The organism is Streptomyces sp. NBC_00234, assembly GCF_036195325.1.
Classification (GTDB): Bacteria; Actinomycetota; Actinomycetes; order Streptomycetales; family Streptomycetaceae; genus Streptomyces.
The window spans coordinates 254,645-278,928 of the sequence record NZ_CP108101.1; the positions used below are offsets into that span (position 1 = coordinate 254,645).

Genomic DNA, 24,284 nt, shown 5'->3' on the forward strand with positions numbered 1-24,284 from the left:
CCGCTGTCATATTGCTCCCGTGAACCCGGACTTGCGCCTCGTCTCCCGCAGGCATGTCGACCTCTGTCGACAGGCCAGCGCGGTCTGTGCCGTCCACAACTGACCCGGGCCGACTTCCCGACGTGCCCTGCCGGGTGTCCTCAGCGCTTCGCCGACTCGGCACGCGTGGAGCGCCGCGCCCTGGCGGTCCACTGCCCCGGTTCCCCGCACCGCGTATCGGCCTGAGCCGTCGGCCCGGGCTCTCCCTCTTCTCGTCCGGCGGCAGCATCCGCACCCGTCCGTACTGATCCCGCACGCCCACTGAGCCGTACGACCCGGAGTCGTACGCCGCAGGAACCGTACGTCTTCCGAACCCGGCGCACCGCTCGGGTTATTACTCCCGCAGCGGAACCAATGCACGAATGCGCGCATTCTCACGGCCGCTACACCGTCCTTCGCCCTCCCTCACCGTCACAGGCAGGCTTTCGATGACCGAGCTGCACCCTTCCACGTCCACCGGACCGACCCGGCGCACCACGCTGCGCGCCGCGGGCGGCGGCGCCCTGCTTCTCGGACTGGGTCTGACGGGCTGCCGCTCGGCGGTCTCGGAGTCCTCGTCCGAGCCGAAGGGCGCCGGAGCAGCCCCCAAGCGCGGTGGCGTTCTGAGCGTCGCCATCAACAGCGACTTCACGCCCGGCCTGCTGTTCGCCCAGAGCGGGCAGTCCTACCAGCACCGGCTGATCTACAACACCCTGACCCGCTACGACGACCGGCTCAGCCCGCAGCCCGAGCTGGCCACCTCCTGGACGTACGCGAAGGACGGACGCAGCATCACGCTCCGGCTGCGCGACGACGTCACCTTCCACAACGGCCGCACGTTCACCGCTGACGACGTCGTCTTCGCGGTGAAGAACCTTCAGAACCCGGTAAGGGCAGCCCAGTTGCGCAGCACGGCCGCCGCGATCACCGGATTCGAGAAGCGTGGCGAGCACGAACTGGTGCTCAAGCTGGCGCATCCGGTGAACAACCTCTTCGACCTCTTCGAATTCATGATCATCACCGATCCGGACACGATCGAGGACGCTCTCACCGGCAAGAAGCTCAACGGCACCGGTCCGTTCGCGCTCAAGAAGTGGAGCCCCGGATCCGGTCTGAGTCTGACCAGGAACGACCGCTACTGGCAGCCCGGCCGCCCCTACCTGGACGGCGTCGAACTGCGGGTGATACCCCAGGCCGACGCGCTGGTCTCGTCCCTGCGCTCCGGTCAGTCCCAGCTCTCCTTCAACGTGCCCGGCAAGAGTCTCGGCACGGTCAAGAACGACCCCCGGCTCACCATCACCGACTACGACACGGGTTCCGGCGCCTCGTACATCGGCGTCAACACCGCGGTCGCGCCGCTGAACGACCGGACCGTCCGTCAGGCCATCGCCTGGGCCGTCGACCGCGACCGGATCCTCGCTCAGGCGCTCGGCGGATACGGTCTCGCCTCTGCCGCCCCCTGGCCCAAGTCCTCGCCCGCCTTCTCCGAGGCCCACCGCACCCACTACACCCACGACGCCGGCAAGGCCCGGGAACTGCTGAGGTCCGCCGGGCACCGCACACTCGAACTCCCCCTGCTGCACCTCGCGTTGCCCGGTGACACCGCGATCGCCGAAGCTCTTCAGTACGACCTGAAGCAGGTCGGGATCCACGTCACGCTCCAGCCCACCGACCCGGCCACCGGGCAGAAGAAGCTGATCTCCCAGGACATGCCGGCCCTGTGGACCATGGGGCACGGCTTCTCCCAGGTGCAGCCCTCCACCCTCGCCGTGAGCGCCTATCCGTTCAACGAGGCGAAGAACACCTCCAAGTACCGCTCGGCCGAGTACACCGAGGTCGTGCGGGAGGCATGGACGAAGCGCGAGTCGAGCGCGGCGGAGGCCAACGCCCTGCACGAGAAGATCTCCGGCATCCTGCTCGACGAGGCATTCATCATCGACCTCGTCGTCCGCGGACAGATCCAGGTGGCCGCCGACGGGCTGCACGGCGTGACCCTGAACAAGTTCTCGTATCTGAACCTCGACAACGCCTACCTGGCCTGACATGCGCGGCTACCTGCTCCGGCGGCTGCCGTCCGCCCTCCTCGTCCTGCTCGGGGCCTCGTTCCTGATCTTCGCGATCCTGCGGCTCGTCCCCGGCGATCCCGCCACCTCGCTCGCCGGCCCCGACGCCGACGCGGCGACCGTGGCCGCGATCCGCGAGCGGCTCGGGCTCGACGCACCCCTGCTCTCCCAGTACGCCCACTGGCTCGGCTCCCTGCTGACGGGCGACCTCGGGCCCTCGTACGCGATCGGGGGCCAGACCTCCGACCTGATCGGGGACGGGCTCGGCGCGACCGCCGAACTCACTCTGGCCGCACTGCTGTTGGTGATCGCGCTCGGTACGGCCTTCGGCATGCTCGGGGCCACCTCTCCCCGGCGCTGGGTCCGGACCTCGATCCGGGTGGTCACGACCGCCGCGCTGGCCGTGCCGCCCTTCGTCAGCGGCGTCCTCCTGGTGCTGCTGTTCGCCGTCGTCCTGGGCGTGCTGCCGCCGGGCGGCCGGGTCCCCTTCCTGACCGCCCCCGACCTCGCGGCGCAGTACCTGCTGCTGCCCGCACTCTGCCTGGCCCTGCCCAGCGCCGCCGTTCTCGGCCGCTATCTCAAGGACGGGATCGAACGCGCGCTGGCCGAGGACTGCATCCGCACCGCCACCGCGGCCGGAGTGACACCGCGCCGGCTGCTGTGGCGGCACGCCCTGCCGAACGCCCTCCCGCCCGTCGTCACCCTGCTCGGCATGCAGACCGGGCACCTGCTCGGCGGAGCCGTGCTCGTCGAGGCGATCTTCGCCTGGCCTGGACTCGGCCAGCTCGCCGAACAGGGCCTCACCCGCAGGGACTACCCCGTCGTCCAGGACCTCCTGCTGCTCCTGGTCGCCGTCTTCGTCCTCGTCCAGCTGCTCACAGACCTCGTGTACGCGTGGCTCGACCCCCGGATCAGGTGGGAGTAACCGCCATGACCTCGACCACCGGCCCCGACGCCGACCTCCTCACCGGCCCGCCCCCGGCCGCCTCCGCCCGTACGGCGCGCCGCCCGGCCGGCCGTCGTCACCCGTACCGCAGGGCCCTGTCCACGGCACGCGGTCGCACCGGTCTCGCCCTCGTCGGTGTGGTCGTGCTCGCCGGGCTGCTCGCACCGCTCCTCGCCGGGCACGGACCCACCGAGCAGAGCGGCCAGAGTCTTGCGGCCCTCGGCACGCCCGGACATCCGCTCGGCACCGACGATCTCGGCCGGGACCTGCTCAGCCGGTTCCTGTACGGCATCCGCGCCGACCTCGGCATCATCTCGCTCGCCGTCCCCGTCGGTGCCGTTCTCGGCTGCCTGTTCGCCCTCGTCGCCGCCGCGCACCCGGTCGCCGACACCGTCGTCCAACGGATCTTCGACCTCCTTCTCGCCTTCCCCGGCCTGATTCTCGCGCTCGCCGTCACCGCGATCCTCGGCCCCGGCCGGCTCCCCGTCGTCCTCGTCATCGCGCTCGCCGAGATCCCGGTCTTCGGCCGGCTGCTGCGCGGCGGAATCCTCGTCCAGCGGGAACGCGAGTACGTCACCGCCGCCCGGGTCGGGGGCAGTTCGGGCCCCCGGGTGCTGGTGCGGCACATCCTGCCCAACGCCGCTGACCCGCTCGTCGTCCAGATCGCCGTGTCGCTGACCGTCGCCGTCTTCATCGAGGGTGCGATGAGCTTCCTCGGCGTGGGTGTACGGCCGCCGGAACCCACCCTCGGAGCCGTACTGAGCCAGTCCATGCCCTATCTCGCCCAGGCCCCCCATTTCGCGGCGGGCCCTCTGATCACCGTGACCGCGCTCGTCCTCGGCCTGTCGCTCGTCGCCGAGGCGCTCAACCGGGAGATACGACGATGACCGCACAGGAGCTGCTGCAGGTCCGTAACCTCGGCGTCGAGTTCACCGCCCCGGACGGCTCGGCCCTGCGTGCCGTGCACGGAGTCTCGTTCGGCCTGCGTCGCGGCGAGACACTGGCCGTCGTCGGCGAGTCCGGCTCCGGCAAGTCCACCACCGCTCTCGCTCTGACGCGCATGCTGCCCGGCACCGGGCGCATCACCACCGGCTCGGTCCGGCTGGAGGGCCGGGACCTGGCCGCCGCCGGGGAGGAGGAGCTGCGGGCGGTGCGCGGTGCCCGCATCGGAATGATCTTCCAGGACCCGATGACGGCGCTGAACCCCGTCCTGACGGCCGGCCGCCATCTCGACGAGGTCCTGCGCGCCCACGGGAACCACGACCGGTCGGCGCGCCGGGCCCGTGTGGTGGAACTCCTCGACCGGGTCGGCATTCCCGATCCGCACCGCCGTGCGGACGACCATCCCCATCAGTTCTCCGGCGGCCAGCGTCAGCGCATCCTCATCGCCATGGCCCTGGCCGGTGAGCCCGACATCCTTCTCGCCGACGAACCGACGACGGCGCTCGACGCCACCGTCCAGGACCAGATCCTCACCCTGCTGGCCGACCTCAACCGGGAGACCGGCACCGCCCTGGTCCTCATCACGCACAACATGGGCGTCGTCGCCCGCGCCTGCGAACGTGTCCTGGTCATGTACGGCGGCACGGTCGTCGAGGACGGGCCCACCGCCGAGGTCCTCACCCGTCCTCGCCACCCGTACACCGCGGGTCTGCTCGCCGCTGTTCCTCGTCTGTCCAGCCCTTCCGGTACGCGGCTCACGGGCATTCCCGGCAGTCCGCCCGACCTCACACTGCTGGGTGAGGGCTGCGCCTTCGCCGACCGCTGCACGCTCGTCGAGGACCGCTGCCGTACCGGGACACCGCCGCTCACCCGGGTCGCGGACGGGGTCGCCGTGGCCTGCCTCCCCGCGGCCGGGCGCACCGCACCCCTGCCCACGCCCGCTCCGCCCACCCGCATCGACCGTCCCGTACCCGGGGCCGTCGTCCTGGAGGCCGAGGGGCTGCACAAGACGTACAAGCGGCGCGGGCTCCGCGGGCGCGGGCTCCCCGCGCTCGACGGAGTGTCCCTGACCCTCGCCGCCGGGGAGACCCTCGGCATCGTCGGCGAGTCCGGCTCCGGGAAGTCCACCCTGGCACGGGTCCTGGCACACGCCCATCCCGCGGACGGCGGCACGGTGCGGCTGCGGGGCGAGGACGTCACCCGGCCGTCGCGCCGCGAGCTGCACGCGGTGCGCCGCCAGGTCCAGATGGTGTTCCAGGACCCGTACGCCTCGCTCAACCCGCGGATGACGGTGGGCGAGATCGTCGCCGAGCCCCTGATCGCCTTCGGTACGGGCGACCGGAGCGAACGGGAGCGGCGCGTGGCGGAGCTACTGCGCCGGGCGGGGCTCGACCCGGCCGTCGCCGACCGGCATCCGCGCTCCTTCTCCGGCGGGCAGCGCCAGCGCATCGGCATCGCCCGCGCACTCGCCCCCGAACCGTCCGTCCTCATCTGCGACGAACCCGTCTCCGCGCTCGACGTCTCCGTCCAGGCACAGATCGTCGGGCTCCTCACCGATCTCCAGCGTGACCTGGGACTCGCGCTGGTCTTCATCGCGCACGACCTCGCCGTCGTGCGTCAGGTCAGCCACCGCATCGCGGTGATGCACCGGGGCCGGATCGTGGAGACCGGCAGCGCGGACGAGGTCTGCGAGAACCCCCGGGATCCGTACACCCGCGCCCTGCTGGCCGCGGTGCCGGAGCCCGTACCCCGGATCCCGGTGCTTCCGCCGGCCCGGAAGACGGGAGTTCCCGCGTGAAGGCGTGCTGCGCGCCGGGGCGCGCCTGCACGGGCGGAGCGGGTACGGAGCTGCTGGGCCTGCCCACCGTACGCCGGGTGGCTCCGGCGGACCTTCCCGCCGTACGCCACGGCGGCGAACCGTACGCTCCCGCGCACCGGGCGATGGCCGAACTGCCCGGTGGTGCCTTCCGGATGGGCGACGCCTTCGGCGAGGGGTACCACGCGGACCACGAGGGGCCGGTGCGCGAGGTGACCGTGGCGCCGTTCGCCATCGACACCACCGCCGTCACCAACGAGGCCTGGGCGGCCTTCGCGGACGCCACCGGATACCTCACCGACGCGGAGCGCCACGGCAGTTCCTTCGTGTTCCACCAGCTCCTCCACCCTGCGGCCGCGTCCCACGTCCTCGGGCAGGTCCCCGGTGCCCCCTGGTGGCTGGGGGTGGCGGGGGCGTTCTGGGACGCGCCGGAGGGTCCGGGTTCCGGGCTCGCGGACCGGGCCGACCATCCGGTCGTCCACATCTCGCACGACGACGCCCGCGCCTACTGCGACTGGGCCGGCCTCCGGCTGCCCACCGAGGCCGAATGGGAGTACGCGGCCCGGGGCGGCAGGGACGGCGCCCGCTATCCGTGGGGCGACGACTTCACTCCCGATGGACGCGAGATGTGCAACACCTGGCAGGGCCACTTCCCGCACCGCTCGGACCGGCCCGGGGGCCGTACCGGCACGGTGCCGGTGACCGCGTACGAACCCAACGGCTACGGCCTGTTCAACGTCTCGGGCAACGTCTGGGAGTGGTGCGCCGACACCTCCGGGCCGGGCGAACGTGTCATCCGGGGCGGCTCCTACCTGTGCCACGCCTCGTACTGCAACCGCTACCGGGTGGCCGCCCGCTCCCACAACACCCCCGACTCCTCGACCGGCCACGGCGGATTCCGCTGTGCCCGCGACCTCGCAGCGCCCCTCGCTCCGGAAGGACGTACCACCCCGTGAAGGCCGTCATGGTGATGTTCGACAGCCTCAACCGGCACCTGCTGCCGCCCTACGGCGCCGACTGGATCCACGCCCCGAACTTCCGGCGGCTGGCCGACCGGACGGTCACCTACGACACCTGCTACGCGGGCTCCATGCCGTGCATGCCGGCCCGCCGCGAACTGCACACCGGGCGACACAACTTCCTGCACCGGGGCTGGGGACCGCTGGAGCCGTTCGACGACTCGATGCCCGAGATCCTCAAGCGGCACGGCGTCTACACCCACCTCGTCAGCGACCACCAGCACTACTGGGAGGACGGCGGCGCGACCTACCACGGCCGGTACAACTCCTGGGAGTTCTTCCGGGGGCAGGAGGGCGACGCCTGGAAGGGGCAGGTGGCCGATCCCGAGGTCCCCGACGATCTGCGCGCCACCCGCAACGACCTGTGGCGTCAGGACTGGGTCAACCGCCAGTACCTGGACACCGAGGCGAAGCAGCCGCAGACCCTCACCTTCGATGCCGGGCTCGCGTTCCTGCGCACCAATCATGCCGAGGACAACTGGTTCGTCCAGATCGAGACCTTCGACCCGCACGAGCCGTTCTTCACCCAGGACCACTACAAGGACCTCTACCCGCACGACTACACGGGGCCGCACTTCGACTGGCCGGACTACAACCGGGTCACCGAGACGAAGGACCAGGAGGCGCACGCCCGTTACGAGTACGCCGCACTGCTCTCGATGTGCGACCACTCCCTCGGCCGGGTCCTCGACGCGATGGACGCGCACGACCTGTGGGACGACACGATGCTCGTCGTCTGCACCGACCACGGCTATCTGCTGGGCGAGAAGGGCTGGTGGGCGAAGGTCGTCCAGCCCTGGTACAACGAGCTGGTCCACACCCCTCTCTTCGTCCACGATCCGCGCCGCCCGGACCGGGCCGGAAGCCGCGACGGCACCCTCGTCCAGACCATCGATCTCGCGCCGACCCTCCTCGACTTCTTCGGCGCCGACCGCACTCCGGACATGCAGGGACGCCCGCTCCGGGATGTCGAACAGCCCCGGGACTCAGCCCTGTTCGGCATGTTCGGAGGCCATGTGAACGTGACCGACGGACGGTACGTCTACATGCGGTCCTGTCACGACGACCGCAACCGGCCCCTGTTCGAACACACCCTGATGCCCACCCGGATCCGGGGCCGCTTCACCCCCGAGGAACTCTCCGGCCTCACCCTCGCGGAGCCGTTCGCCTTCACCAAGGGCGTACGCACCCTCAAGATCGCCGCCCAGCCCTCACCCCTGCTCGGCCCCCAGCGGTTCGGCACCCTGCTCTTCGACCTGGAGAGCGACCCGCGCCAGGAGAAGCCGCTCGTCGACGACACCGTGGAGCTGCGGATGATCCGACTCCTGGTGGAGCGGCTGCGGGCGGGCGATGCGCCCGCCGAGCAGTACGAGCGACTGGGCGTCCCGCACGATCCGGAGGACGTCGGCGAGGTCCATCTGTTGGTGGCCGCCCAGCGCGAGGCCGGCGAAGCGGCCCGCGAACCCGCCCCGCGCTCGGACGAGTTCACCGAAGGAGCGCTGAACCTCCGTACCCCGCTGGCGCGGCTCCTGGCCGAACCCGCCGCCGCCGAGGCGATCCGCCGGATCGTTCCCGGGCTGCTCGACACCGAGCTGCTGACCGTCCGGGGCGGCGGCACCCTGCTCCAGATCGCAGGCTTCGCCGGGCACCCGGGGCGGAGTCAACTCACCGCGCTCGCCGACGAACTGGCGCGGCTGTTCCCGGCGCACGACGACGCCAGGCCCTAGGGCCTGTCGTCAAACTGCCGTCGTTCGGCCGAAGGCCGGGCCGCGCGGTGTCTGGTGCGTGCGATCGCAAGGCGCCGGGATGTCCTCGTAGCGGAGCTACTAGGACATGTCGGCAACGCCGCGAGCGTGCGTGCCAGACACCGCGCGGCAGACGTCAGTTTGACGACGGGCCCTAGACCGGGGTGGCCGTCAGCCCGGGAGTTCGACGGAGACGTGAGGCGCGAGCGAGCGCAGGAAGTCCGCCGCGTCGAACATCGCGCCGGCCGAGGCGACGCCCACCGCCCGCGTGTCTCCGGCCAGGATGCGCTGGACGGCCTCCACCACCAGGGGTGCCGTGACCGCGTAGATGTCCTGGCCGCGGGCCGTGGCACGCCGCTCGACACCGTCCGCCCGCACCAGGACGTCGACGACGAACATCTGGTCCGACCGCCCCAGCTCGTCGACCGCCTCCGGCGCGGGAGTATCCTGCCCGGCCAGGTCACGCGCGGCTTCGACGGCCATGTGGGTCCGGACCGCGGGCACCGCCAGGTGACTGGGGACGGTGACGACGTCGGCCATGGTGAACTCCGAGAACACCGCGCGCCGGCCCAGCGGCTCCGGGAACTCCCAGTCCTGCTGCGATGCCTCGTCGTCGTGGTACTGCAGCACGCCGTCCGCGAAGCGCACCCGGCGGCCCGCCCGACGCTCGTGGGACACCTGACCGGCGGCCCGGGTCCCCGCCGTGGGGTGCCAACTGGTCAGCCCGTACGCGACATCCACCGAGTCGGCGGCGGTCCACTCCCCCATCGCCGCCGTCACGAGCAGGTCGCCCAGACCGCCGTAGAAGGCCATCGCCGGCACCACGGCGGTCTCCGCCTTCCCGGCCGCTTCCGCGTAGTCGGCGAACACCGCGGCGTTCGCCTCGATCTCCGCGGCGACGTCGACGTACGGGATCCCCGCGCGCAGGGCTGCCTCGATGACCGGGCCTCCGGTCACCGCGAACGGCCCGGCGCAGTTGATGACAGCCGCCGCACCGGCGAGGGCACGGTCCAGCGCGCCCTCGTCGTCCACGGTGGCCGGCCGTACCTCCACGCCGGGATACTCGGCTGCCAGCTCCTCCAACTGGGCGGCGTTGCGGCCGGAGACGACAGTGGCGAGCCCACGCCTCCGAAGTTCGGCGACGACGAATCGACCGGTGTGACCTGTCGCCCCGTAAACCACTACTGCAGCCGTCGTGCTCATCGTGTTCCCCGTTCTCGTTGTTCCGATGAGTCCAGTCTGGGCGCGAAAGGATCAGACCGTGATGGTCCGGAAGGACAGCACCCGTACACTTTCGGACATGCCAACTGTCGCACTGCTGACGGCCGGTCACCTGCTGCACTTCGAACTGGCGGTGGCCTACGAGATCTTCGGCAACCCGCCGCGCGAGGCCACGCAGGGCTGGTACGACGTCCAGCTCTGCGGGCCAGGTCCGGTCCGGGTGGGCCCGTTCGTGGTCGAGCCCGACCACGGGCTCGACCAGGTGGCAGGCGCCGACACGGTGATCGTTCCCGCGTGCGTCGACATCGACGACCCGCCGCCGCCCGAGCTGATCGAAGCCGTGCGTGCGGCCCACGAGTCGGGGGCCCGAGTGGCCTCGCTGTGCACCGGAGCGTTCGTACTCGGTGCCGCGGGCCTGCTGGACGGGCGCCGGGCCACCACCCACTGGGCCCATGCGGCGGAGTTGAGCGCACGTCACCCGAAGGCCCTGGTCGATCCGGACGTGCTGTACACGGACAACGGCAGTGTGCTCACCGCCGCGGGCAAGGCCGCCGCCGTGGACCTCTGCCTCCACCTGGTCCATCTGGACCACGGCGCCGCGATAGCCAACTCCGTCGCGCGCCGGCTCGTCATGCCGCCCCATCGCCCGGGCGGTCAGGCCCAGTTCGTATCCACGCCCGTGCAGGTTTCGGGCGACCACGTGCTCGCCCACGTGCTCGCCTGGGTCCAGCAGCGACTGGACCAGCCGCTGACGGTGACCGACATGGCGCGGAAGGCGAACACGAGCCCGCGCAATCTCGGACGGCAGTTCCGCTCGGTGATGGGCCAGACTCCGATCCAGTGGCTCCTGACCCAGCGCGTGCGTCGCGCCCAGGAACTGCTGGAGGCCACCGACAAGAGCATCGAGTCGGTGGCGGTCGCGACCGGCATGGGCACCGCCACGACACTTCGGCGCCAGTTCAAAAGGGTCGTCGGGGTGCCGCCCGACAGCTATCGGCGCTCGTTCCGCAGCAAGGAACCCGCCTGACCGGGACGGGTACGGCGCCCGCGCGTTCACTCCAATGTCCTGCGCCGTCGACGGCAGCCGCCCCGCCGGTGGCATCATCGCGGCATGGCTGCGATCGAGATCGTGCAGGGTGACATCACACTTCAGGACACGGACGCCATCGTCAACGCGGCGAACGAGTCGCTGATGGGCGGAGGCGGTGTGGACGGCGCCATTCACCGGGCGGCAGGCCGACGTCTCGCGAGCGCGGGCGCCGCGCTGGCTCCCTGTCCACCCGGCGAGGCCGTGGCGACTCCGGCCTTCGACCTCGACCCGCCGGTCAAGCACGTCATCCATACCGTCGGCCCGGTGTGGAAGGGCGGCGCGCACGGCGAGGACGAGACCCTCGCCTCCTGCTACCGGCGCTGCCTGGAGGTCGCCGACGAACTGGGCGCCACGAGCATCGCCTTCCCGGCGATCTCCACCGGCATCTACGGGTTCCCGGCGGAACGGGCAGCCCGGATCGCCGTCAGGACACTCCGGTCCTCGCCGGCACACGTGGAACTGGTCAGGCTCGTAGCCTTCGACCAGCAGTCCCACGACCTGCTGACGTCCGCCCTCTCCTGACCGCTCCACGGGGCCCGTCCAGGGCCCCGTCCTGCGTCCGAAAGGCCCCGACCCGGCAGCACAATGTCCCGTTTAGACTGTTATCTTGCGAATGCACCCTATTAACCTGCGGCACTCACTCGTGACGCCCCTGCACGAACGGGATCTGGAATGACCGGTGGACCCGACCCCATCAGCGCCGTCGCCCGCGAAGCGTTCGAGCGGGACCTGACCGATCTGCGCGCCGAGCGCGAGAAGGTCGCCGCAACCTTGCGGGGCGGGCAGGAGGTGGGCGACCGGGGGGACGAGGCCGACGAACTCGAACGCGCCAACCAGCTCGAACACCTGGACACCCGCATCAGGGAGATCGAGGGGCGGCTTCACGAGGCCGCCGCGGCAGGGCCGCCGCGCACGGACGAGGTCGGCGTGGGCAGCACCGTGACGGTGCGGTTCGATGACGCCACCGAGACCACCGTCCAGATCGGCACGGTCACGGAGGAACTGGACCGGAGCATGGTCACCGCGGACAGCCCGCTCGGCAGCGCGCTGCTCGGCCGTCGCGCCGGGGACACCGTCACCTACGAGACACCCGACGGGCCCGCGAGCGCGGTCGTCCTGTCCCTCGGCGACGCGCAGGCGTAGCCGCACCGTTCGAGCCGTTCGCGACGCCGGCCCTGCGGACGTCCCGTCCGACCGCAGGGCCGGTCCCCCATAGGCCCCTGTCAGCGCGTGACGATCCCGGCGACGAGGTTGATGGTCGTGGCGAGGATGCTGGCGCCGAAGACATAGGACAGCAGGCAGTGGCGGAGAGCGACCGCGCGGATCGTCGACGTGGAGACATTGGTGTCGGAGACCTGGTAGGTCATTCCGAGGTTGTAGCTGAAATAGAGGAAGTCGATGTACCGCGGCCGGTCGTCGCTGTTGAAATCGATCCCACCCCCGGGTGAGCCGTAGTAGATGGACGCGTAGCGCGTGGCGTACATCAGGTGGAGCGCCGCCCAGGCCATGAACACACCGCAGAGCGCCGTCGCGGCAGCGGCGTGACTCAGATCCGAATCGCTGACCAGCAGCAGCACCACGATGCCGACCAGTCCGCACAGGGCGGACCCCACCACGGCGAGTTCCTCGGTGACGGGCCGGAACTCCTCCCGCCCGGCGTCGCGATGGGTGGTGGTGGCATCCATGGGCCACAGGACGAGCCACCCCGCCACGACGAAGAACGTCTCCACCGAGGCGATACCGGCGAGGACGCCGAGCGGTGTGTTGGTCAGCGCACCGACGACCACACCGACGGCCGCTCCGAGGACCGCCGAGGCGACGAGTCGGGGAACGGCGGAGAGCACCAGCCTGCGGATCATGGGGACCTCGGGAGTCTTGCCGCGACAGTGCGGAAGGGGGCTTCGGGATTCCGGTACGGCCACGGCCCCGAACAGGTACGCACGCCGCCGAACCCGGACACGGAAACCCGGCGAAGAGGACAGCTTCAGGGTATCCGCGCATCAATCGGGCGGCAGCCCGGCAGGTCCGGCCTCGGCCGCGAGCGTCGGGTGGCGCGCCGGGGTCGACGGACATACCTTGCCCGAAAGTGCCGTTTCATCACCCTGTGCCCGAATGGTGGAAGGTCGAGAGTCGTGAGCACCAACAGTGACGACCAGGAACAGATGGAGCCCCGCGTCGGCCCCACGCCCGCAGGGGATCCGGAGTTTCACCCGTACCACCACCCCGCCGCGGGCTGGGGCGCGGCCAAGAGCGTGAGCCGCTTCCTGGTGCGCGAGGGCGCGCTGGTGGACGGCCCACGGGCGATCATGCGGATGAATCACGAGAACAAGGGGTTCGACTGCCCCGGATGCGCCTGGCCCGACGACACCAAGGGGCTGCATCTCGACATCTGCGAGAACGGCATCAAACACGTCACCTGGGAGATGACCCGCAGGCGGGTCGGGCGCGAGTTCTTCGCCGCCCACTCGGTGACCGAGCTGTCCGGGTGGAGCGACTACGACCTGGAGAACCAGGGCCGGCTGACCGAACCGATGGTCTACGACCCCGATTCGGACCACTACGTCCCGATCAGCTGGAAGGACGCGTTCGAGGTCGTCGGCCGCGCCCTGCGTGAGCTCGACAACCCCAATCAGGCGTCGTTCTACACCTCCGGCCGTCTCGGCAACGAGGCCACGTTCCTCTACCAGTTGATGGCGCGTGAACTGGGCACGAACAACCTGCCGGACTGCTCCAACATGTGTCACGAGGCCAGCGGTCGCGCCCTTCAGGCATCCCTGGGCACCGGAAAGGGGACCGTCGACCTCAAGGACTGGGAGAGCGCGGACGCGCTCTTCATCCTGGGAGTCAACGCCGCGTCCAACGCGCCCCGGATGCTCACCGCCCTGGCCGAGGCATACCACCGTGGCGCCCAGATCGTGCACGTCAACCCGCTGGTCGAGGCCGCCGCCACCCGCACGATCGTCCCCCACGACTTCGTGGACATGGCCGTGTTCAAGACGACCCGGACCAGCACGCTGAACCTGCAGCCCCGCATCGGCGGCGACATGGCCCTGCTGCGCGGTATGGCCAAGGCGATCCTGGAGCAGTCCGCAACGGATCCCAAGGCTCTGGACCAGGAGTTCATCGACCGCCACACCGCCGGCTTCGAGGAGTACCGCGCGCTGTGCGAGGCCACGCCCTGGGAGGAGATCCAGAGCCAGTCGGGGCTGAGCCGCGACGACATTCTCAAGGCGGCGCGCGTGTACGGCGAGGCCGACCGCAGCATCGTCAGCTGGTGCCTGGGGCTCACCCAGCACGAACACGGCGTGGACACCGTCCGGGAGATCGTCAACCTCCTTCTGCTCCGCGGCAATCTGGGACGGGAAGGGGCGGGCCCCTCCCCCGTGCGGGGGCACAGCAACGTCCAGGGAAACCGCACCTGCGGCATCGATCACCGTCCCACCGACGCGTTCCTCGACCGGCTGGCCGAGGCCTGCGCCATCGACCCGCCCCGTGAGCACGGCCTGGACACCGTCCGTACGATCCCGGCGATGCACCGCGGCGAGGTGAAGGTGTTCGTCGGCATGGGCGGCAACTTCGCCCTCGCGGCGCCCGACACCCCGTACACCTACGCGGCCCTGCGTGCCTGCGAGCTGACCGTCCAGGTGAGCACCAAGCTGAACCGCAGTCATATCGTCCACGGCCGTCAGGCCCTGATCCTCCCCTGCCTCGGCCGTACCGAGAAGGACCACCAGCGCAAGGGCGTCCAGAGCACCTCCGTCGAGGACTCGATGAGCATGGTGCACCTGTCGATCGGCATGAAGCGCCCCGCCTCACCGCACCTGCTGTCCGAGCCGGCGATCGTCGCCGGGATGGCCCGCGCGGCCCTGCCCGGCAGTGCGACGCCCTGGGAGTGGTACATCGAGGACTACGACCGTATCCGGGACACCATGGCCAAGGCCCTCGACGGCTTCGAGGACTTCAACCGGCGGGTTCGCCTGCCCCTCGGCTTCCGCATCAAGCAGCCGGCCCGTGAACTGGTCTTCCTCACCCCGTCCGGGCGCGCCGAGTTCTCCGCAGCCGCCCTGCCCGACGTCGTTCCGGCCGCCGGCACCCTGGCCCTGGGCACGATGCGGTCCCACGACCAGTGGAACACCACCATCTACTCCGACAACGACCGCTACCGCGGGATCAAGAACCTGCGCACGCTCGTCTTCATGAACCGGGCCGACATGCGCGAGCGCGGTATCGACGACATGGGCCCCGTCGACATCACCAGCACGGCGAGGGACGGCAGTCAGCGCTCCCTCAACGGCTACCTCGCCGTCCCCTACGACATCCCCCGCGGCTGCGCGGCCGGCTACATGCCCGAGATGAACGTGCTGTGCGCGCTCAGCGACTACAGCACCCAGAGCGACCAGCCGATCATGAAGCACGTCAAGGTCACCATCGGCCCCGCCGCCTGAGCGGGGAGCGCACGGGCGGAGCGTCGCGTCATCGCCACCTGACGAGGCGCTCCAGGAGCTGGTAGGCGCGCTGCTCGGCGGCGGCGAGTTCGGCGGGATCGATCTCCGCGGGCCAGAGCTCGCCCGCCGCGGCGTCGTCGGCATCGCGCAACTCCACGACGGCTTCGGCCAGTTGGGCCTGGACACGCGGGAAGGACGATTCGGTACGCGTGACCAGGACACGCTCGGCACGGCCGGACACCTCCGTGCACGCGGCCAGGGCACGCTCCGCCCGCAGCGCGGCATGGTCATGGACCACCACCAGCGCACAGCCCAGTGCGACGACGATCCCGAGGACGCTGCTCAGCGCCCGGTCCTGGACGAGGGCTCCGGCGGGTGACGGAGCGGCCAGGTCGGTCAGCAGCAGCGCGAGCGGCGTGAGGAAGACGACGCCGAGACCGTAGTTGCGGGCCACGACGTACTCCAGCAGGAACTCCAGAAGAATGATCACGAGGACGAGCACGACCGGATCGGGGCGCACCGCCAGCACTCCGAGGGCGAGCATCAGCCCGGCGACCGTGCCCAGGGTCCGCTGGACGGCGCGCTGGGCGGCCGTACGGACATTGATCGAGTGCAGAACCGCGGCAGCGGAGATGGCCGCCCAGTAGCCGTGACCGAGGCCCAGCAGAAGGGCCGTCCCGCCGGCCAGTCCGGTGCCGAAGACCATGCGCAGGGCGGGTACGAGCAGGACCGGCACGCGATCGGGGCGGCCGTGGAGCCGCCCCGTCAGCAGTTCCGCGGCGCGCAGTTCCGTACCCCGCCGGGTGGTGGGGCCATCGGGAGACGGCTGGGGGCCGGCCACGGAGACCGTGCCGGTCCGGGCGACCTCGGCGGGGAGCGCCAGTTCGGGCAACACGCGCGGGGCCCCGCGGCGACGGCTCACGAGCAGGCGGACCTGGCGGCGCACGTGCCGCGCCAGGCCGGTGGGGTCCTCCGGCGGCCGGCGGGCGGAACCGATCAGCAGCGACCACGCGAGGTCGGTCAGGCGCACGCAGGTGTCGCCCCGGCCGCCCCGTTCGGCGGCGGTGGGAGGCATGAGACCCAGGGTCCGGTACGCCTCCAGAACGGCGGCGGTGGCCCGGTGCCTGACGAGGCCGCTTCCGTCCCCCGCCGCGACGGCGTCCAGCAGGTCGGCGAGCTCGCGCAGAGCCGTGGCCACGGCGAGACGCCGGGGGCGGTCCGGGTGGACGAACCAGCCCGACACCGCCAGCGCCCAGGCCACTGCCACACCGGATGCGGCCAGGGCGGTCTGGGGCAGGATGTCGCCCTGCGTCGGCGAGCCGTTGGCCGCCACGGCGAAGGAGAACAGCAGCAGCACCGCGCCCAGCCCGCTCAGACGTGCCGCGTCGCAGGCGAGTTTGGCGATCCCGGCGACCGCGGCCATGGCCACGACCACCACGGCGTCGGCTGCCCCGTCACGTGGCCCGGCCCACGCGGCAAGTGCCGAACCGCCGCCCACACACGCGGTCATGGCCACTGCGACCACGGCGAGCACGCGGGCACGGCGCGCATAGGGCAGGTTGCGGCCGAACGTGGTCGTGAAGGAGCCCAGCATGGCGTAGACGGCCAGGTCGGCCCGCCCCGCCAGCGCCAGCGGCAACGCGGGCAGAGCCATGGCGAGTGCGGCACGCAGAGCGAAGGACAGGGCTCCGTCCACACGCTGCAGAGCGAGGGCGCCACGCGGCGAGAGAGCCCTCCCCACGTGGCCTGCCGAGCGCCGCCGGCCACTCCCGGTCACAGCGGGGAGCGGAAGACGAAAACGGGGCATACGCGGTGTATATCACCTGGTTCCGCTGCGGATCGGGGCATGGAGCGCTCGATCCGCCCGGGCACCGGGCATGCGGTGGGCACGCCGTCGCTCAGCACGCGCCGACCCACTCCTCGGCGCCGTCCGAGAAGATCTGGTGCTTCCAGACCGGCACCTCGTGCTTCAGGTCCTCGACCAGGCGGCTGCAGGCGGCGAACGCCTCCGCGCGGTGCGGACAGGAAACGGCCACGATCACCGCGATGTCGCCGACGGCGAGACGGCCCGTCCGGTGAACGGCGGCGAGAGCGCGGACCGGGAAGTCGGCAGCGACCTTCTCGGCCACCCGGCGCAGCTCGTGCCCGGCGGCGGGGTGGGCGCTGTACTCCAGGGCCGTCACCGCCTTGCCGCCGTCGTGGTCGCGCACGGTGCCGACGAATGCGGCGGTGCCGCCCGCGGCATCGTCACCCACCGCGGCGTACACCTCGTCGAGGGAGAGCGGGGTGTCGCGCAGAGCGAGCAGGCGGATCGGAGGGCCGGAGGGCGCCGGAGCGGTGGTCATGAGGCGGTTCCTGAGTGAGAGGGACAGGGGACGCGGTGGGTTCGGGGCCTCAGCCGCCCGCGAACGGGGGCAGTACCTCGACCGTTCCCCCTGCGGCCAGACGGACCTGGGCACGGTCCCGGCTGCCGACCGCACGACCGTCCACCAGGAACGAGCAGCAGCCGAGCACCTGCGCGAAGCGCGGCCGGTCGGCGTGGCGGGACCGGGCCTGGTCCAGTGCCTCCTCGAGGGTGGCCGCGTGACAGGGCTCCTCCGACGTACCGGCCGCCGCCTTCGCCGCCGCCCAGTAGCGGATGGTGCCGGCCGGGGTCGTGGGTGTCTCCATGGGTGTACCTCCTGTGGTGCGTGCGCGTGGCTGCCGAGGGCGGGAGCCACGGGGCCGGTCCGAGGTACGTCCGTACCTCGGACCGGCCCCGCCGCCTCCCCCGCGCCCCCATAAGGGCTCTCGCCTCCTTCGTCAGCCTCCGATGGCCGACATGGGGCGTTCCGGTTGGCGGAACCCGGGACTGTTGATCGCGTGGCCGGGGCCCTTGCCCGCGACCGAGGACCGCCAGGCGGCTTCCAGTGCAGCGTCGTCGGCGCCGCCGCGGAGCAGAGCCCGCAGGTCGGACTCCTCGGAGGCGAAGAGGCAGTTGCGGAGTTGCCCGTCGGCGGTGAGCCGCACCCGGTCGCAACCGCCGCAGAACGGGCGGGTGACACTGGCGATGACCCCCACCACGGCGTCCGTGCCGGCGATCCGCCACTCCTCGGCGGGCGCGTTGCCCCGACGCGCCGCCGGAACGAGGTCGAAGCGCTCACCGAGGCGGTCGAGGATCTCCTCGGCGGTGACCATCCGGTCGCGGTCCCAGGCGCCCTGCGCGTCCAGCGGCATCGACTCGATGAACCGCATCAGGTAGCCGTTCTCGACGGCGAATGCGGCCAGGTCGGCGATCTCGTCGTCGTTGACTCCGCGTACCGGCACCGCGTTGACCTTGACGGGGGCGAGGCCCGCGGCGCGGGCGGCGCGCAGTCCGTCGAGCACGTCGGTGAGGCGGTCGCGCCGGGTGAGGGTGGCGAAGCGTTCGGGGCGCAGCGTGTCGAGACTGACGTTGACCCGGTTCAGACCGGCCTCGCGCAGGGCTGCGGCGCTGCGTACCAGGCCGATGCCGTTGGTGGTGAGGGAGAGGTCCGGGGCGGAGTCCAGGGCGGAAAGGCGGGCCACGAGGCCGGGCAGGCCGCGGCGCAGCAACGGTTCGCCGCCGGTCAGCCTGACCTCCGTGATCCCCAGGCGCTGCGTGGCGACGCCCACCAGTCGCACGACCTCGTCGTCGGTGACCACGTCGGCACGGGGCAGCCAGTCCAGGCCCTCGGCCGGCATGCAGTACGTGCACCGCAGGTTGCACCGGTCGGTGAGCGACACCCTCAAGTCCGTGTGGACCCGCCCGAATCGGTCCACCAGCGGAGGCGGGGCCACGGAAGGCCGCCCGCCGGCGTGGAGCCGGGGCGTCTCCGTCCTGACGGGGCCGTCGAGGGGGGCGGGCTGCGATCGGGGCACGGGGCCGCCTTCTTCCTCTGCCCGTGGGCAGTCCTGCGGTACGCGATCGGGGACGCCGGTGCGATGCCGTCTTCCGGACGGAAAGAGCGTTCGCGGCCCCAGGGGCAATTCCGAGCGGATACATCGGCCGGAATTCGGAACTCTTCCTCTCGACTTCCGATACCGAATTCATTGCTCATCGGTCACCATCGGCGCATTTCCCGAAGAAGTCAAAGAGGGCCCTTCGATGACGTGATCGGCGGTGGTTATGGCCGTACGGATGCCTGGTGAGCGCGGCGCGGTGCGGTAATAAGCCGCGCCTTTCAGCTCATCGGAGTTCCCTCTTTGACATTCCGTCGGGGCCGGACGGAAGCTGCTCCCGCAGCGGGAGCCGGCATTCCCGGACGGCGCGCTTCCATGCGCGAATACGCGGTGCACGACCCCGGCTCGTACACAGGAAAAAGGGGAAGACCGGATCATGAGCAGCATCGAGGACCCGACCGACGACCTGAGGGTCACCCCGCCCAAGACCTGGGCGACGGGTCTTCCCGCGGTGACGCACGCGCTCACGTACTCGCTCGGCCAGACGTCTCCGCGGCGCACCGCGCTGACGCTGCTGAACATCAACCAGCCCAAGGGCATCGACTGCCCGGGCTGCGCCTGGCCCGAGCCCGCGCCGGGCAAGCGGCACAGGAACGAGTACTGCGAGAACGGCGCCAAGCACATCAACGACGAGGCCACCTCACGGCGCGTCACCCGGGACTTCTTCCGCGAGCACTCGATCGCCGAGCTCGACTCCATGTCCGACTACTGGCTCAACCAGCAGGGCCGGCTGACCGAGCCCATGGTCAAGCGGCCGGGCGCCACGCACTACGAGCCGATCGGCTGGGACGAGGCGTTCGCCCTGCTCGCGGGGGAACTCCGGCGGCTGGACTCCCCTGACGAGGCCCTCTTCTACGTCTCCGGCCGGCTGAACAACGAGGCCGCCTTCCTCCTCCAGCTCTTCGCCCGCGCGTACGGCACGAACAACCTGCCGGACTGTTCCAACATGTGCCACGAGTCCAGCGGGTTCGCGATGCAGGAGACGCTGGGCACCGGCAAGGGCAGCGTGTCGCTGGACGACATCCACAACGCCGACCTGGTCTTCGTCGTGGGGCAGAACCCCGGCACCAACCATCCGCGGATGCTCTCCGCACTGGAGGAGACCAAGCGCAACGGCGGGCAGGTCGTGGCGGTCAACACGCTTCCCGAGGCCGGCCTGATGCGCTTCAAGAACCCGCAGAAGGCCCGGGGCATCATCGGCAGCGGTACGCCGATCGCCGACCAGTTCCTGCACATCCGCGCCGGCGGCGACCTCGCCCTCTTCCAGGCCCTGAACAAGATGCTGCTGGAGGCCGAGGACGCGGCACCGGGCACCGTGCTCGACCACGACTTCATCCGCGACAACACCGCCGGATTCGCCGACTTCTCCGCACACGCGCGGAAGGTCTCCTGGGAGGACGTCCTCAGGGCGACCGCGCTGTCCCGCGAGGAGATCCAGCAGGTGTACGAACGGGTCCTGGGCAGCAAGAAGATCATCGTGTGCTGGGCGATGGGGCTCACCCAGCACAAGCACGGGGTGCCCACGATCCGCGAAGTCATCAACTTCCTGATGGTGCGCGGCAATATCGGCAGGCCGGGGGCGGGTGTGTGCCCGGTGCGCGGCCACAGCAACGTCCAGGGCGACCGCACCATGGGCGTGTGGGAGCAGATGTCGCAGACGTTCCTCGACGCCCTGGGGCGCGAGTTCGGCTTCACTCCGCCCGACCGTCACGGTCTGGACGCGGTGAACGGCATCCGGGCCATGCACGAGGGCCGGGCCACCGTCTTCCTCGGCGTCGCAGGGAACTTCGTACGGGCCACCCCCGACAGCGACGTCACCGAGGAGGCGATGCGGAAGTGCCGGCTCACCGCGCACATCTCCACCAAGCTCAACCGCTCCCACACCGTCTGCGGCGACACGGCTCTCATCCTGCCCACCCTGGGCCGCAGCGACCGGGACATCCAGGCCGCGGGCGAGCAGTTCGTCACCGTCGAGGACTCCATGAGCGAGGTCCACGCCTCGCGGGGGAAGCTCCCTCCCGCCTCCCCCCACCTGCTCAGCGAGGTCGCCATCATCAGCCGGCTGGCGCGGCGCACCCTGGGGGACGAGCCGAGCATCCCCTGGGAACAGTTCGAGCGTGACTACGGCACCGTCCGGGACCGGATATCCCGCGTGGTGCCGGGGTTCGAGGACTTCAACGCCCGGGTGGCCGTGCCCGGCGGGTTCACGCTGCCCAACCCGGTGAACCAGGGGGTCTTCCCCACCCCGAGCGGCAAGGCCGTCTTCACCTGCAACGAGTTCACCATGCCGCATGTCCCCGAGGGACATCTGCTGCTGCAGACCCTGCGCTCGCACGACCAGTGGAACACCGTCTGGTACGCCCCGAACGACCGCTACCGCGGTATCCACGACGCCCGCCGCGTGGTGCTCGTCAACCCCGCCGACCTCGACGCCCTCGGCATCGCCGACGGAGACACGGTGGACCTGGTGAGCGTCTGGCACGACGCGAAGGAACGCCGGGCGGAGAACTTCCGGGTCGTCTCCTACCCCGCAAGCCGCGGCTCCGCGGCGGCCTACTACCCCGAGACCAACGTCCTCGTGCCGCTGGACAGCGTCGCCGACATCAGCAACTGCCCCACTTCCAAGGGCGTCGTGATCCGCCTGGAGCCGCGCCGCGACACCCCATAGACGGACCCGTGGCCCGCGACCGCGCGCCGGTCACGGGAGCGCCGTGACGGCGTGGGAGCTCCGCGGGAATCGCCGCAGGTCATACCGTCGGCCGTCGGCAGCCGCGCGGCACCGGCCGGACCACCGGCCCGCGGCCCGGCCGCCCCGTCGACGAACCGGCTCCATCCCCCGACCCCGTCGGAGCAGGGCTCCGAGGAGAGGAACGAACCATGGGACGCACGACCGTGCGGCGGCGCGTACTGCGCATCCGGGAGGGGGTGCCCTCGCACCGCCCCGACACCCTGGCCGCCGAGGAGCCGATGGAGATCCGCGTCGGCGGGCGCCCGCTGACCGTGACGATGCGTACGCCGGGGGACGACTTCGATCTCGCGGCCGGGTTCCTGGTCAGCGAGGGCGTGGTGCACGCCACCGAGGACGTGGCCGGGATCCGCTACTGCGCGGGCGCCACGGACGACGGCAACACGTACAACGTGGTGGACGTCGCCCTGGCCCGCGGAGTGGCCGCTCCCGACGCCTCGCTGGAGAGGAACTTCTACACCACGTCCTCGTGCGGGCTGTGCGGCAAGGCCAGCCTGGACGCGGTACGCACCACGGCGGCGTGGTCCGTCGGCGACGACGGACTGCGTATCGGACCGGACGTCCTGACGGCTCTCCCCGACCGGCTCCGGGAGGCACAGCGGGTGTTCGACAGCACCGGTGGCCTGCACGCCGCCGGCCTGTTCACGGCCGACGGCGAGCTGCTGTGTCTGCGGGAGGACGTCGGCCGGCACAACGCCGTGGACAAGGTCGTCGGACACGCCCTGCGGGCGGGGCTGCTGCCGCTGCGCGGAACCGTGCTGATGGTGAGTGGCCGGGCCTCGTTCGAGCTGGTGCAGAAGGCGGTGATGGCCGGTATCCCCATCCTGGCGGCCGTCTCCGCGCCGTCCTCGCTCGCCGTGGACCTCGCCGCGGAGAGCGGGCTGACCCTCGTCGGCTTCCTGCGCGGCGCCTCGATGAACGTCTACACCGGCGCCGAGCGCCTGGAGCCACTGCCGGTGGCCTGACGTGTCTCCGGTCCCGGTGGCGCCGACTGGCGTTCCGTCGGGCGGTCCGGTAAACCCGTGGGGTGCTGTTCCGTCAACTCGAGTACCTGGTGGCCCTCTCCCGGGAGCGTCACTTCGCCCGTGCCGCCCAGTCCTGTCACGTCTCGCAGCCCGCTCTCTCGGAGGCGATCCGCAAGCTGGAGGACGAGCTGGACGTACCGCTGGTCCTGCGCGGCCGGAAGTACGAGGGCCTCACGCCCGAGGGTGAACGCATCGTGGTGTGGGCGCAGCGGATCCTTGCCGACCGTGACGCCCTCACGAGCGAGGTCGGTGCCCTGCGCGGTGGGCTGAGCGGCAGGCTGCGGATCGGTGCGGTCCCGACCGCTTCCGGCGCCGTCGCGCAGCTGACGGGCCCGTTCTGTGCGGCGCACCCCCTGGTCACCGTCGAGGTCATAGCGAACCTCCAGTCGGCGGACATCCTCCGGCAGCTGCGGAACTTCGAGATCGACGCCGGAATCACCTATCTGCACAAGGGAGTTTCGGAGGGGCTGCAGGCCGTCCCGCTGTACGAGGAGCGGTACGTGTTGCTGACCGACGCCGCCGACGGCCTCGTGCACCGGACGACGGCGACCTGGGCGGAGGCGTCGCGGCTGCCGCTGTGCCTGCTCACCGAGGCCATGCAGGGACGCCAGGTCCTGGACGACCTGTTCGCCGAAGCCGGGGTGCTGCCCACGCCGCGGGTCGAGACGGATTCCGTGGCAGCTCTGTTCGCCCATGTCAGGGCGGGCCGGTGGGCCAGCATCGTGCCGCACACCTGGCTGCACGTCTTCGGTGTCCCGCACGGGATGCGGGCGGTACCGATGGCCGAACCGGCCCGGACGGTGCCGATGGGGCTGGTCGTCACGGCCCGGGAGCCGGGCCCGGTCATCGCCCGCGCCCTGACAGAGATCGCCCGCCACACCGATGTCGCCGCCGCCCTGGAGCGCCTCCCCGGAGACCCCGGGCCGCAGTGACGTCGCCGAGGGCGTGAGGCCGCCGGTCCGGACCATTCCCGCCATCACGGCGATGCGCCGGATGCCGGCTCGTGGCCGACATCCGGCGCAGGGCCGCGGTTCATCGCACGGGAGGCCCTAGGCGCCTTCCTCGGGCGGCAGGCCCACCTCTTCGCGGTCCTCCTCGACGCGTTCGTCGACCTCCTTCTCGTCCGGGCGCCTGGGCAGACCGCGTCCGTGTCCTTCGTCCGGGTCGCCTTCGACTTCCTTGTTGGACTTGTGGTGGTGGGCCATCGTTCTCTCCTTGCGTTGCCGGTGCGGTCGGCGCGTGTGCCGC

The 24,284-nt window shown here is 71.2% G+C and carries 21 protein-coding genes; 14 read left to right on the top strand and 7 right to left on the bottom strand.

Annotated features, from left to right (window positions below; genetic code table 11):
• Positions 1-19: 19 nt before the first annotated feature.
• The 7 genes from OG230_RS01260 to OG230_RS01290 all read left to right on the top strand — a co-directional run bounded on the left by OG230_RS01260 (position 20) and on the right by OG230_RS01290 (position 8,531).
• Positions 20-103: a putative leader peptide gene (locus OG230_RS01260; protein ID WP_328911642.1), complete on the top strand. Its 84-nt coding sequence runs from the start codon at positions 20-22 to the stop codon at positions 101-103.
• A 364-nt stretch (positions 104-467) separates the two neighbouring features.
• A complete protein-coding gene (locus OG230_RS01265; protein ID WP_328908252.1) occupies positions 468-2,060 on the top strand; it encodes an ABC transporter substrate-binding protein in 1,593 nt (530 codons plus the stop codon).
• 1 nt (position 2,061) lies between these two features.
• Positions 2,062-3,006, top strand: a complete 945-nt coding sequence (locus OG230_RS01270; protein WP_328908253.1) for an ABC transporter permease — start codon at positions 2,062-2,064, stop codon at positions 3,004-3,006.
• A 5-nt stretch (positions 3,007-3,011) separates the two neighbouring features.
• Complete coding sequence (locus tag OG230_RS01275; protein WP_328908254.1) at positions 3,012-3,914, top strand: ABC transporter permease; 903 nt, start codon at positions 3,012-3,014, stop codon at positions 3,912-3,914.
• Positions 3,911-5,767: an ABC transporter ATP-binding protein gene (locus OG230_RS01280; protein WP_328908255.1), complete on the top strand. Its 1,857-nt coding sequence runs from the start codon at positions 3,911-3,913 to the stop codon at positions 5,765-5,767. Before OG230_RS01275 ends, OG230_RS01280 begins: the two co-directional genes overlap by 4 nt.
• Positions 5,764-6,741, top strand: a complete 978-nt coding sequence (locus tag OG230_RS01285) for a formylglycine-generating enzyme family protein (protein WP_443051472.1) — start codon at positions 5,764-5,766, stop codon at positions 6,739-6,741. The genes OG230_RS01280 and OG230_RS01285 overlap by 4 nt, the downstream gene beginning before the upstream one ends.
• Positions 6,738-8,531, top strand: coding sequence for a sulfatase (locus tag OG230_RS01290; protein ID WP_328908256.1), 1,794 nt, complete (start codon positions 6,738-6,740; stop codon positions 8,529-8,531). The genes OG230_RS01285 and OG230_RS01290 overlap by 4 nt, the downstream gene beginning before the upstream one ends.
• Before the next feature lie 189 nt (positions 8,532-8,720).
• Here the strand turns inward: OG230_RS01290 and OG230_RS01295 are convergent, their stop codons facing one another.
• Positions 8,721-9,752 carry a saccharopine dehydrogenase family protein gene (locus tag OG230_RS01295; protein ID WP_328908257.1) on the bottom strand — a complete coding sequence of 344 codons (1,032 nt, stop codon included), beginning with the start codon at positions 9,750-9,752 and terminating at the stop codon, positions 8,721-8,723.
• Between the two features lie 97 nt (positions 9,753-9,849).
• Here OG230_RS01295 and OG230_RS01300 point away from each other — a divergent pair, with 97 nt between their 5' ends.
• From OG230_RS01300 to OG230_RS01310, 3 genes are all read left to right on the top strand, one after another.
• On the top strand, positions 9,850-10,797 hold the full coding sequence (locus tag OG230_RS01300; protein ID WP_328908258.1) for a GlxA family transcriptional regulator: 948 nt from the start codon (positions 9,850-9,852) through the stop codon (positions 10,795-10,797).
• Positions 10,798-10,881: 84 nt separating this feature from the next.
• Positions 10,882-11,382, top strand: coding sequence for an O-acetyl-ADP-ribose deacetylase (locus tag OG230_RS01305; RefSeq protein ID WP_328908259.1), 501 nt, complete (start codon positions 10,882-10,884; stop codon positions 11,380-11,382).
• A gap of 150 nt (positions 11,383-11,532) precedes the next feature.
• The gene (locus OG230_RS01310) at positions 11,533-12,003 is read left to right on the top strand and encodes a GreA/GreB family elongation factor (RefSeq protein WP_328908260.1); all 471 of its coding nucleotides are present in this window, start codon (positions 11,533-11,535) and stop codon (positions 12,001-12,003) included.
• 80 nt (positions 12,004-12,083) lie between these two features.
• On the opposite strand, the gene OG230_RS01315 is transcribed toward OG230_RS01310, so the two are convergent.
• The gene (locus tag OG230_RS01315; RefSeq protein ID WP_328908261.1) at positions 12,084-12,719 is read right to left on the bottom strand and encodes a DUF1345 domain-containing protein; all 636 of its coding nucleotides are present in this window, start codon (positions 12,717-12,719) and stop codon (positions 12,084-12,086) included.
• Between the two features lie 303 nt (positions 12,720-13,022).
• Between OG230_RS01315 and OG230_RS01320 the strand changes: the two genes are divergently transcribed.
• Complete coding sequence (locus tag OG230_RS01320; RefSeq protein WP_328911644.1) at positions 13,023-15,305, top strand: FdhF/YdeP family oxidoreductase; 2,283 nt, start codon at positions 13,023-13,025, stop codon at positions 15,303-15,305.
• A 28-nt stretch (positions 15,306-15,333) separates the two neighbouring features.
• Here OG230_RS01320 and OG230_RS01325 read toward each other — a convergent pair whose 3' ends face one another.
• The 4 genes from OG230_RS01325 to moaA form a co-directional block, all read right to left on the bottom strand.
• Positions 15,334-17,112, bottom strand: a complete 1,779-nt coding sequence (locus OG230_RS01325) for an FUSC family protein (RefSeq protein ID WP_328908262.1) — start codon at positions 17,110-17,112, stop codon at positions 15,334-15,336.
• A gap of 91 nt (positions 17,113-17,203) precedes the next feature.
• Positions 17,204-17,650, bottom strand: a complete 447-nt coding sequence (locus OG230_RS01330; protein ID WP_328908263.1) for a molybdenum cofactor biosynthesis protein MoaE — start codon at positions 17,648-17,650, stop codon at positions 17,204-17,206.
• A 49-nt stretch (positions 17,651-17,699) separates the two neighbouring features.
• The gene (locus OG230_RS01335) at positions 17,700-17,975 is read right to left on the bottom strand and encodes a MoaD/ThiS family protein (protein WP_328908264.1); all 276 of its coding nucleotides are present in this window, start codon (positions 17,973-17,975) and stop codon (positions 17,700-17,702) included.
• Positions 17,976-18,107: 132 nt separating this feature from the next.
• Positions 18,108-19,103, bottom strand: coding sequence for a GTP 3',8-cyclase MoaA (gene moaA / locus OG230_RS01340; RefSeq protein ID WP_328911645.1), 996 nt, complete (start codon positions 19,101-19,103; stop codon positions 18,108-18,110).
• Between the two features lie 538 nt (positions 19,104-19,641).
• Between moaA and OG230_RS01345 the strand changes: the two genes are divergently transcribed.
• The 3 genes from OG230_RS01345 to OG230_RS01355 all read left to right on the top strand — a co-directional run bounded on the left by OG230_RS01345 (position 19,642) and on the right by OG230_RS01355 (position 23,968).
• Entirely contained in the window at positions 19,642-21,933 is a 2,292-nt protein-coding gene (locus OG230_RS01345; RefSeq protein ID WP_328908265.1) for an FdhF/YdeP family oxidoreductase, read from the top strand.
• Positions 21,934-22,142: 209 nt separating this feature from the next.
• Positions 22,143-22,976: a formate dehydrogenase accessory sulfurtransferase FdhD gene (gene fdhD, locus OG230_RS01350; RefSeq protein WP_328908266.1), complete on the top strand. Its 834-nt coding sequence runs from the start codon at positions 22,143-22,145 to the stop codon at positions 22,974-22,976.
• Positions 22,977-23,038: 62 nt separating this feature from the next.
• On the top strand, positions 23,039-23,968 hold the full coding sequence (locus tag OG230_RS01355; protein WP_328908267.1) for a LysR family transcriptional regulator: 930 nt from the start codon (positions 23,039-23,041) through the stop codon (positions 23,966-23,968).
• Positions 23,969-24,085: 117 nt separating this feature from the next.
• Here the strand turns inward: OG230_RS01355 and OG230_RS01360 are convergent, their stop codons facing one another.
• Positions 24,086-24,241, bottom strand: coding sequence for a hypothetical protein (locus OG230_RS01360; protein ID WP_328908268.1), 156 nt, complete (start codon positions 24,239-24,241; stop codon positions 24,086-24,088).
• Positions 24,242-24,284 lie beyond the last annotated feature (43 nt).